Annotated in this window: 9 protein-coding genes and 1 tRNA gene; 6 read left to right on the forward strand and 4 right to left on the reverse strand. The window is 40.8% G+C overall.

The features are described 5' to 3' along the window. Positions 1-60: 60 nt before the first annotated feature. On the forward strand, positions 61-393 hold the full coding sequence (locus ACM0OP_RS22275; protein ID WP_414530605.1) for a type II toxin-antitoxin system RelE/ParE family toxin: 333 nt from the start codon (positions 61-63) through the stop codon (positions 391-393). 69 nt (positions 394-462) lie between these two features. Here ACM0OP_RS22275 and ACM0OP_RS22280 read toward each other — a convergent pair whose 3' ends face one another. Continuing rightward, positions 463-1,680, reverse strand: a complete 1,218-nt coding sequence (locus ACM0OP_RS22280; protein WP_414530606.1) for a phospholipase D-like domain-containing protein — start codon at positions 1,678-1,680, stop codon at positions 463-465. Positions 1,681-2,021: 341 nt separating this feature from the next. Between ACM0OP_RS22280 and ACM0OP_RS22285 the strand changes: the two genes are divergently transcribed. The 4 genes from ACM0OP_RS22285 to ilvA all read left to right on the forward strand — a co-directional run bounded on the left by ACM0OP_RS22285 (position 2,022) and on the right by ilvA (position 5,638). Further along, a complete protein-coding gene (locus ACM0OP_RS22285; RefSeq protein WP_414530599.1) occupies positions 2,022-3,335 on the forward strand; it encodes a nucleoside recognition domain-containing protein in 1,314 nt (437 codons plus the stop codon). 21 nt (positions 3,336-3,356) lie between these two features. Then, the gene (locus tag ACM0OP_RS22290) at positions 3,357-3,674 is read left to right on the forward strand and encodes a hypothetical protein (RefSeq protein ID WP_414530600.1); all 318 of its coding nucleotides are present in this window, start codon (positions 3,357-3,359) and stop codon (positions 3,672-3,674) included. Between the two features lie 71 nt (positions 3,675-3,745). Continuing rightward, positions 3,746-4,057 (forward strand): threonine dehydratase, encoded by a 312-nt coding sequence (locus ACM0OP_RS22295; protein WP_414530601.1) that lies wholly within the window; start codon positions 3,746-3,748, stop codon positions 4,055-4,057. 69 nt (positions 4,058-4,126) lie between these two features. After that, complete coding sequence (gene ilvA, locus ACM0OP_RS22300) at positions 4,127-5,638, forward strand: threonine ammonia-lyase, biosynthetic (RefSeq protein WP_414530602.1); 1,512 nt, start codon at positions 4,127-4,129, stop codon at positions 5,636-5,638. 94 nt (positions 5,639-5,732) lie between these two features. On the opposite strand, the gene ACM0OP_RS22305 is transcribed toward ilvA, so the two are convergent. Then, positions 5,733-6,947 (reverse strand): glycoside hydrolase family 10 protein, encoded by a 1,215-nt coding sequence (locus ACM0OP_RS22305; RefSeq protein WP_414530603.1) that lies wholly within the window; start codon positions 6,945-6,947, stop codon positions 5,733-5,735. A gap of 705 nt (positions 6,948-7,652) precedes the next feature. Between ACM0OP_RS22305 and ACM0OP_RS22310 the strand changes: the two genes are divergently transcribed. Continuing rightward, on the forward strand, positions 7,653-9,356 hold the full coding sequence (locus tag ACM0OP_RS22310) for a putative bifunctional diguanylate cyclase/phosphodiesterase (RefSeq protein ID WP_414530607.1): 1,704 nt from the start codon (positions 7,653-7,655) through the stop codon (positions 9,354-9,356). A 318-nt stretch (positions 9,357-9,674) separates the two neighbouring features. On the opposite strand, the gene ACM0OP_RS22315 is transcribed toward ACM0OP_RS22310, so the two are convergent. Both ACM0OP_RS22315 and ACM0OP_RS22320 read right to left on the reverse strand, forming a co-directional pair. After that, a tRNA-Arg gene (locus ACM0OP_RS22315) sits at positions 9,675-9,747 on the reverse strand. Between the two features lie 27 nt (positions 9,748-9,774). Beyond that, positions 9,775-10,959 (reverse strand): murein hydrolase activator EnvC family protein, encoded by a 1,185-nt coding sequence (locus tag ACM0OP_RS22320; RefSeq protein WP_414530604.1) that lies wholly within the window; start codon positions 10,957-10,959, stop codon positions 9,775-9,777. Positions 10,960-11,094: the final 135 nt, after the last annotated feature.

The following is an 11,094-nucleotide window of genomic DNA, read 5'->3' on the forward strand; positions in this document are numbered from 1 at the left end:
CTCCGAAATTTCACATTAATAATCAGCTTTTTAGCCTTAACTGAACCGTATTGACCTTTAATTCAGGTTGAGGTAACTGCCAAATTCCAACGTAATTTACGGAGTTTGGTGAAGAAATACCGCAGTATTCGTCATGATATCCAGCCAATTATTCAGCAGCTTCAATCTGGAGAATTACCAGGTGATCAGGTATCTGGAGTAGGCTATACAATTTTTAAACTACGAGTCAAAAATAGTGATATTCAAAAGGGTAAAAGTGGTGGATATCGATTGATATATTATGTCAAAATCAGTACAAAAATCATTTTAGTTACTATCTACTCAAAATCCGATCAAGAAGATATTTCAGCAGCAGAAATTCAGCAGATATTGGCTGAGTTTGAACATGAATAAAAAGCATAACAAGGCTTAGAGGGGCGATCGCCTATAATTTTTGTTTTTTATACTCCTCGTTTACAGTTATTAAGATTTACTTGCTTGAAAAATTTCTTCTAACTTAGCTTTACGAAGAATTAAGTTTACAAACGAAGAAATCTTAATAGCTTGAGTTCCAAAGATTAAGAAATCGTCCTTTCTGGCAGAATAGAGACCTTCATATTCATTTTCTTCATGATTAGCTACCGATCTGTGAACATTATTTTCTAAACTTTCGCGGAGTTCCATTACAGGTATTACATATCCAGATTCAGATTTTTCTATAAATTCCAATATCGTTTGCTGACAACGCCAGATAGCTTTACCCACTAAAAAATAATTAGCGCCAAACTCAATTTTCCAATTATTTGGAGAACCCTCTATACGCTTTTCGTGTCCTGGTGAATGACGTATAACACGGTTCTTGTTATAGTCAGAGCAAGCAGACGCACGAATAAATTCTTTAGCAAGTTCTTTATCTATCTCTCCGTGTGAAGATAGTTTTTGTACTCTATATCTTGCAGAGTTTATTACCCCTTTCCAATGTTCTTCTTTCTGTAGTTTTTCCTGTAATTGTGCTTGCCTTATTTTATCAGCTTCTTCCCGCGCTCTTCTTAACTCTTCAGCTTTTCTAGCTTGTTCCTGTAATTGTGCTTGCCTTAATTTTTCAGCTTTCTCTTCTGCTCTTCTTAACTCTTCAGCTTCTCTAGATAATCTTTCTTGCTCAATTAACTCAGCTTGATTTTTCCAAAACTCATCCTCTAAATCATTTATTTCTTTTCTAACTTCCCGATTTATTAAACTTAATTTACGTCGCAATATGGTTATCTGGTTTTCTATATTTTCGATCATATTTAGATTGATTTCTTGGCGTTGTATCAACCAACTATCAAGTGCTTTTTCAATTTGATTAATTTCCTTTTGGTCATAAGTTATCATGCTTGATTCTTTGTTATTTACACCATTTCTTGTTAAATTTTGGCTTCCTATAGTCGCAAATTTACCCGGTGCAATAACCATTTTTGCATGAAGTCTTGGTAGATGGTAAAGCCTACATCCTTGTTGATACAATTTTTTTAAAGTTTTCAGTGATGACGCACCTGATACAAAGTTATGGAATGAAAAAACAGTATATATTTCACATTCACTAATGTTAGAGTTGCTTAAAATTGATTCGGCAGTTTTTGGGGTCAAATAAGGTGAAAGGATAATTAACTTATCAGTATTAGTTAAATTTTTTACTTCTATTTGCCAACGGCGGCTAATATTTCTTAAATAGAATTGAGTTTTTTTTTCATAAAACTACATAACTTAAACTATGTATCTGTCTATTATTATACTTTAGATCAAAATTTTGGCTTTAACAAGATTCTTTAAGGCTTGATAAACATTTTTTAACGGATTCTTTCTGAGTCACGCCATCAAAAGAATGCGATCGCACATCAGAGCCATAATAGCGGTATATACTGAATATCTTTACTTGTTAATGTCATATACTAACAGCCACTATGTAAATATTACTTAAGTAACATCACCACTGCTCTTCACAATTGGTCATCCTATAGCTTAGGATGCAGAAAATTATTTAATCCGATTTAAAACCAGAGATGAAAAAAACATCATCGCCACTTAATCCCATTTGGCTGTTCCTGATTGTTTCCGCCACTGTAGTAGCAGCATATAACGGCAACATGGCCGCCTTAACAGAAGCCTCCTTTACAGCAGCAGAAAGCGCAGTTACCTTAGCCATTGGACTAATTGGAGCAATGGCGCTGTGGTTGGGAATTATGAAAGTTGCCGAAACCGCAGGGATGATGCGATTCATCGCCCGATTGATTCGTCCAGTCATGAGCCGACTTTTCCCCGAAGTTCCCGTAAATCACCCGGCTATGTCCGCAATGGTGATGAATATGGCAGCCAATGCCTTGGGATTAGGAAACGCCGCCACCCCAATGGGTTTAAAAGCAATGGCAGAACTGAATAAACTCAACCCCAATCCGGGAACCGCAACCCCCGCCATGTGTTTATTCTTAGCCATTAACACCTCCTCTGTAACCCTCTTACCCCTCGGTGTAATTACTGTCCGGGCCAGTGCCGGGGCTACCAATCCCGCCGCCATTCTTTTACCTTCCATTATTGCGACTATAGTTTCTACAAGCGTGGCTATTATTGCGAGTAAACTTTTAGCCAGACGTGCATCCCCGAAGCTGACTTCTGAAAAATCGGAATTAGAAATTACCGAAACTGATAGCAAAACTGTAGCTGATGAAATTCCCGAAACCGAATTAATTCCCCCCGGAATGATCGGAAATATCGTTTTTGGTGGGTTAATTGTGGCATTTTTCGCGGCGCTGTTTTACCGTCTCTCACTGCGAGGCTTACCGTATATATTTAGTATGGTGTTTCTCAGTAACCTTTCTAACTGGCTGATACCAATTTTAATTTGTTTATTCCTGTTATTTGGTTATTTCCGAGGGGTGAAAGTTTACGAAGTTCTCACAGAAGGGGCAAAAGAAGGCTTTGACATTGCTATTCGGATTATTCCCTTTTTAGTCGCAATTTTTGTAGCCATTGGGATGTTTCGTGCTAGTGGCGCTCTCGATATCCTCACCGCCATAGTTTCTCCCATTACCTCACTCATCACCCTTCCACCAGAAGCCTTACCAATGGCATTAATTCGCCCACTTTCCGGTAGTGGTTCCTTTGGGTTAATGTCAGAAATTGTCAAAGATGACCCTGACAGTTTTCTGTCTTTTTTAGTTTCCACTATGCAAGGTTCAACGGAAACTACTTTTTATGTGATGGCAGTATATTTTGGTAGCATTGGCATTGTTCGCACAAGTTACACACTACCTGCGGCTTTGTGTGCTGATGCTGCGGGAATGTTAGCATCTTTGGCAATTTGCCGCCTTATGTTTTAAATTTTGATAACCTGTACCTGCATGAATATCCTGAAAACTCTGGCTATGATCATTAAAGTTATTTCTACAATTTTTATTTCCGGTGCGATCGCCTGGGAATTATGGAATATTTATGCAGTCATCAATAATATTACTATTCCCAGTAGTCTGAATTTTATCTTTTGGATTGAACGTTTTGCTATTACAGCACATTTAATTGAAGCGGTAATTGCGGCTGTTTATGCGTCGGGAAAAGGAAAAGCTCCCCTGAAATATGCTGTTTATACTTTTTTTGTGGGTACAGTGGCTTTGATGGAATTGTTTAGTAAAGAGGAGAATGGGATAAAAAAGCCAGTATAAAATAATCAAAGATGGCTTAAGCTATTTTCTTGCGTCACAATAGTAATATGCAATCATGAGTATGTACTGATATGTCTCGTTTAATTCAAATTTTTCAAAACTTGTTTATTCGGTTTGAAGGCTTTTTTGGGGTGATTTTCCCAAGTCTCTGGGGTTTTATCAAAAATGTATTTGCTCCAGTTACCAAGGTTTTGGGATTTACTCAGTCTGATTATTTCTTGGAAACTGATTCAGCGCAAGGTATCAAGCAAGCCGCAAATCAACAAATAATTGCCAAGACTCAGGATAAAACTCCGGAAACTCCCGTTGCTAGAACCCGTCGCCAGAATGCCAAAATGGATGACTACTTTCTGAATATGGCTCGTGATGTGAAGAAGAAGTAATGGTTAGCTAGGTACACAACTAAGGGTAAAATTAACCATCTATCTCAAATTGATCTACCTGTTAACCCCATGTATTGTGATTACCTAGTACAAATTCTGACTGCACGTGTATATGATGTTGCTCAGGAAACACCATTGGAGTATGCCCCAAATCTCTCCAAACGCCTGAATAATCAACTCTTGCTGAAGCGGGAGGATATGCAGTCAGTTTTTTCTTTTAAGCTCCGGGGTGCTTATAATAAAATGGTAAATCTGACACCGGAATTGCTGGCGCAAGGTGTGATTGCGGCTTCTGCGGGGAATCACGCTCAAGGTGTGGCTTTAGCTGCTAGTCGCTTGGGAACAAGAGCAATTATTGTGATGCCGGTGACTACTCCCCAGGTAAAAATAGATGCAGTGAAGGCTAGGGGAGGAGAGGTGGTATTGCATGGTAATACCTATGATGATGCCTATGGTTATGCTCGTGAACTAGAGGCAGAAAAAGGACTGACTTTTATTCATCCCTTTGATGATCCTGATGTGATTGCCGGACAGGGGACAATTGGGATGGAAATTTTACGGCAATATCAGCAACCTATCCATGCTATTTTTGTGGCTATTGGTGGCGGTGGTTTGATTGCGGGAATTGCGGCTTATGTGAAACGCTTGCGTCCGGAAATCAAAATTATTGGTGTTGAACCTGTGGATGCTGATGCGATGTCGCAATCACTGAAGGCGGGACATCGGGTACGGTTGTCTCAGGTGGGTTTATTTGCAGATGGGGTGGCGGTGCGAGAAGTGGGGGAAGAAACTTTCCGTCTCTGTCAGAATTATGTGGATGAAATTATTTTGGTGGATACGGATGATACCTGCGCGGCGATTAAAGATGTGTTTGAGGATACACGTTCTATTTTAGAACCTGCTGGGGCTTTGGCGATCGCAGCTGCTAAAGCTTACAGTGAACGGGAACAAATCCAAGGACAAACTTTAGTTGCTGTGGCTTGCGGTGCTAACATGAACTTTGACCGTCTGCGGTTTGTGGCAGAACGAGCCGAATTTGGCGAACGTCGGGAAGCTATCTTTGCAGTGGCAATTCCAGAAAAACAGGGTAGTCTGCGTCAGTTTTGTGAATGTATTGGTCAACGCAATCTAACTGAGTTTAATTATCGCATTGCCGATCAAACAGAAGCTCATATTTTTGTCGGTGTGCAAATTCAAAACCGCGCCGATGCGGTAAAAATGGTGGAAAATTTTGAAAGTTGCGGTTTCCAAACCATTGATTTAACAGATGACGAATTGACAAAATTACACCTGCGGCACATGGTGGGTGGTCATTCTCCCTTAGCACATAATGAATTACTTTACCGTTTTGAATTTCCCGAACGTCCTGGCGCATTAATGCAGTTTGTGGGTTCGATGAGTCCCAATTGGAATATTAGTATGTTCCACTACCGCAACAATGGCGCAGATTATGGCCGAATTGTGGTGGGAATGCAAGTACCGCCCGAAGAAATGGCGGAATGGCAAGGTTTTCTGGATACCCTGGGCTATCGTTATTGGGATGAAAGTCAAAATCCTGCCTATAAGCTGTTTTTGGGGTAAGGGACTTCCAATTAAAAAAACATTCCATTGCTGAGGTAGGCAGGGGGTAGGGTGCAGGGGAGAAGAAACTTACTCAGCACCCAGCACTTTTTATCTAGTTTCCTGACCGCATTGCTGAACGGAAGGCGGGAGTGGGGAAAAGACTTTGAAACCCCGCTATCCTTTTCGTTGCAGGTTCTGGGGCAGAGTTCCAAAGTGTTTCGTAATAGAAGAAGGAGACACCTAAACCCCGTTCTTGGGCAGCCCTGACTTGAGCCTGAATTTGTTGTATGGAAACAGGTTGATTGCGTAAACCTGTCATCACACCGATACCTGTGGGAATCACTTGTTGGGCTTCTTGAATTTCTGGGCGGGAAATATTAGACACGAAGCTTTGCAAATCGGGGCGATAAATCTGCACAATTAGCTCATCTACAATATTTTGCCGCATCCAAGCTAGCCAGTCTTGGAGTTGAAGCCTATATGCAAAATCGTAGTAGTTGGGAGAAACCGAGAAAATCGCATTGGGTTTTCTGGCTTTTACAGCTTGGTTGAGTCGCACCATAAAGTCTGTAATTTTATCTGCCCGCCAGCGTATCCATCCCGGATCATTGGGATTGCTGGGAGGACGATTTCTGGTTTCTTCAGTATACAAGCTAATTGTGTAGGGATCATAACCAAATTCCTGGGGCAAACTCATGTGGTCATCAAATTGAATGCCATCGACATCATATTGAGTCACAGTCTCTACGACGAGATCAGTGATAAATTGCTGTACTTCGGGATGGAAAGGATTGAGCCAGACAACTTCACCAGCCGCACTAATGGAAGTTTGGCTACCGTCCTGTTTTTGTGTCAGCCACTGGGGATAATCTAATGCTAGTTCTGAGGTGGGGGGAGCCATAAAACCAAACTCAAACCAAGGAATTGCTAAGAGTCCCCGGCCATGGGCTTGGGTAATTAAATCTTGAAGAATATCATGTCCATCTGTACCTCGAAAGACAAAGGGCTGGATACCTGCGCGTTGTGCCACAGCACTGGGGTACATCACATAACCAGAATTCCACACTACAGGATAGATGGTGTTAAAGTTTAGCTCCTGTAATTGAGTCATGGCTGATTGGACTTTGGCACGATCTTTGAGGATGTTTAAATCATTGCTGGTCATCCAAACTCCGCGAATCTCTTGACGCGGTAACTGTGCCATTACTGGACTAAAACTATTCAGTAGCAGTGCTGTAATAAATGATATGCAGGCAAGAATGGGAAAGAAACTTTTGAGCGATTGCGTAGCGCTGCAAAGCGATCGCACAATCAAAGGTAACTTCATAGCCTTGAATAATGTGTTAGCTCTCCATGGTCGCCATATTTTTGTGTGATCAAACTTCCTAATCATATCATCTACTAAAATTTATGCTTACTAAAGGGTTTGTTTATTGGTCGTTAGTTGTTTCTTTCATCCACAACAAATATTTGCCTCCGATAAATAGAAGCAAATTAGCACAGTCAGATAGATGACTTAGTTAGTAACTCAAAAGTGTCCGCTAATTTTTTTTTCAAGGGCGACAAGTATGTTTCGTGGGAACTGTAGCTTTTTCGATCTACAAGTAATTGTCAGCATAATACGAGTAAATGTACTAAACATAAGTTAAAATGTTAGTCCACTTAAACACTACTTATAGTAATATCCTGGCATGATTTTGGGTAAGAGCGATCGCTGTTGCTTGTGGCTAGTCCAAAACTTTAATATCCTAGTCTGCACAATACACTGTTTTAGCCTTGTCAGTTTTGTGAATGTATTGGTCAAAGCAATGTGACTGAGCTTAATTATCGCATTGCCGATCAAACAGAAGCTCATATTAGTGAAATATTCAATTAGCCCAGTTTATCCAAAAGTTACGCATATTTAAGGTATCGAATCAGTCATAGTTTAGGGAATAATAAAACAAATAATTGGTTAGTTGTCATAGTAATTTATTTGACTTGCTGGGCTACTTGGGAACCAATTTACCAACCTCAATCTTGGTCAGCATCTATGAAAGGCAAGCACCAACTTGACTTATATTCTTTTCTAGCTGGAATGCCATTCCTCAAGAAAAGTTATACCGCCAAAATCATGGTGGTGGCATTTATCGGTACTCATATACCACTTCTGACTTTATTTTTTAGTTTTGTGATCTCAAACTCCTATTCCTGGGATATAGCTTTGCCAATTCTGGTGATTGCACTGTTGGCGACGTTAGCAGGTACGGTAGTCACGCTTTATGCCATCAATAATTTGTTAGCTCCAGTGATTCTGACATCTGTGGCGTTGCAAAACTATTTAAACAGTAAAACATTACCGCAACTACCCACGGAATTTACTGATGAAGTAGGTACATTGATGGCAGATACTTCACAAACGATTCACAAACTAGATGGGTTAATTCACTACATCAGTAACTATGATGATCTGACTGGATTACCTAATCGGGATTTATTTTGCGATCGCCTGCATCATATTTTATCCCAGCCTCAAAATATGCACCGGCTGATAGTGGTGTTTTTGCTCCGTATTAATGACTTTAACTCAGTCAGTCAGACCTTAGATCATCAAACATCCAATTTACTACTCAGAACCATCGCCCAGCGTTTAACTAACTCCATAGCACCCACAGATATCCTGGCGCGTTGTAGTAAAGATGAATTTGCGATCGCCCGCATGGAAATTCTTTCCATTGAGACTTTAATTAATCTCTGCCAATTATTACTGAGTAATCTAGCCAAACCCTTCTTTATCGAGGGTAAGCGGATTCATATCACAGCCAGTATTGGTATGACAATTAATAATTTAGAAGATGCTAATACTGTAGATCAAATCTTGCAACAGGCTCACATAGCGCTGTACCAAATGCAACAGCCAGGGTCTAGTCAATACCAGTTCTATTCACCAGAGATGAACGCCCAGTTACAGGAGCGGCTAACCTTAGAAGAACAATTATATGGTGCTTTAGAGCGGGGTGAAATGCTAGTTTATTACCAACCATTAATTGACTTACAGAGCGGACAAGTCAAGGCTATGGAAGCCCTCGTTCGCTGGAAACATCCCATCAAAGGTTTAGTTTCTCCGGTTAAATTTATTCCCATTGCAGAAGCCAACGGTTTCATTCTCCCCATTGGTGAATGGGTGTTGCGAACTGCCTGTACTCAAAACCGTGCTTGGCAGACGGAGGGATTTCCCCCCATCCGGATTTCCGTAAATCTATCAGCACGACAGTTTGAACAACCAAATTTAGTAGAACTCGTCAGCCAAATTCTCCATGAGACAGGAATGGACGCTGCTTACTTAGAGCTAGAAGTCACAGAAAGTTTCTTGATGGCTGATATTAATAGCTCTATGAAAATTTTACGGGAATTAAGAGAACTGGGGATATCTCTAGCCTTGGATGATTTTGGTACAGGCTATTCTTCCCTGAGTTACTTAAAGCGCTTTCCTGTGAATATGCTAAAAATTGATCGCTCCTTTGTCCAAGATGTGACATCCAATCCTGATAGCGCTGCTGTTACTGATGCCATCATTGCCTTAGCAAAAAACCTCAGATTAAATATCACTGCGGAAGGGATAGAAACCCAAGAACAGGTTCACTACTTACAAAAACGGGGCTGTGAAGAAGGTCAAGGTTTTTACTTCAGTCGTCCTCAACCTGCGGAAACAATCACTGAGATATTGAAAAATAGGGAGTGGGGAGTGGGGAATTAGGAATGGGGCGAATAAAGTCATCGCAATTAGAGAAGAACGGCGAATAGATACCGGATTAGCCACAATTCTCTAATTTGATGGCGGAGAATACCCAGTTACGATTACTGTCCCCTTTACCCCCAAGGAAGAAAAACTACTAGAGTGGTATTTTGAAGAATGGGTAACGTTTCTTTTTAGTGATACTGCGATCGCAGAAAGGGCAGCAGCCAGCCTAAAAATATCCGGTGAAAGCCCTTTTAAGCAAGCTTTTCAATATCAGAATGCTTACAGGTTATATCGATAACTGCGGGTATCTAGATTAGTTTATGTTAAAATCAACGAGCGCGGAGGGATTTGAACCCCCGACCCACAGAACCGGAATCTGTTGCTCTATCCACTGAGCCACGCGCCCTAACTTTGCTCCCATTATATCACAGTTTTAAAAATATTCAGCCGGATTTACAGGTGTACCATTACGACGGACTTCAAAATGCAGGTGAGGCCCTGTAGATAAACCAGTGGAACCGACAGATGCGATCGCCTCTCCCCGTTGTATAGATTGTCCTTCGTAGACATACAACTCACTGGCGTGGGCATACAAAGTAGTTTTATCATTTCCGTGATCAATAATCACAGTTCTGCCATAACCGCCAAACCAACCTGCAAAAATCACATTTCCAGAATCGGCGGCTCTAATTTTAGTACCATAACTAGCGGCAAAATCTAACCCAGAGTGAAAGCGACGATATCCTAAAATTGGGTGTATCCGCCAACCAAAGGCGCTGCTATGGGGTGCATTGCTAGGAAGAGCGAGTATCCCCGTTCCCCGAATAAATATGTTTGTGCGGCTATTAGCTTTGGCTTGGGCTGCTGCAACTTTTTGTTGAATTAAGGTTTCTAAATTTTGTGAATCTCTATCTAGCTGGTTTTGTGCGGCTTCTAAGGCTAGGCGATCGCTATTTAAACGAGAAACCAACTCTGATTGTGATTCCGCCTCAACTTGATAATTAGCTTTTTGTAAAAGTAACTGCTGACGAATCAAAGCAATTTCGTTTTTTTGCTGTTCAACTGCGGTTTTTTGTTGATTAATCAAGTCTGCTTGGGTGTAGAGTTTAGCTAAAATTCTTTGGTCAGCTTGATATACTAACTTCAGTTGATGACGACGGCGGATAAAGTCGCTGATATTTTGGCTTTGCAGTAAAACAGCTAATCCTTGAGAAGCAGGCGATCGCTGAAGATAGCGCAACCTAGCCACTGTAGCGGTGCGAATTTGTTCATAATCATTTTCTGTATCAACTAAATCTGCTTCCAACGCTTCCAGATTTTCCCCAGCTAGGCGTAACCTTAATTCACTGTCTTGAATCTGCGTATTTGTAGTTTGCAAATTTTCATTTAAACCAGTTAACCGATTTTGTGCGGCTTCTTGCAAATCCGTCAGGCGATCGCGTTGTTGAATTTTCTGATCACGCTGTTGCTTAATTTCCTGCTGCTGTTCTCTGAGACTATCAACTGATGGTGTCGTATTTGCAAATCCTGGCAGCCCTGTTAAACCAATGCACAAAACACAGCAGAATACAAGAGATAACCAAAATAATTTACCTTGGGGAAAAAAAAGCGATTTCATGCTGTTGATTAAGCCGAAAAATTGCAACCATCAACAGCATTATTCCCAAAACTAGAGAAAATCTAACATTGTTAAATTAAACCTGAAGGGGGGACAAAATCAGCTACAAGACAGACTCTATAAGCCTCATAGCTC

The organism is Nodularia chucula CCY0103 (assembly GCF_963923915.1).
Taxonomy (GTDB): Bacteria; Cyanobacteriota; Cyanobacteriia; order Cyanobacteriales; family Nostocaceae; genus Nodularia; species Nodularia chucula.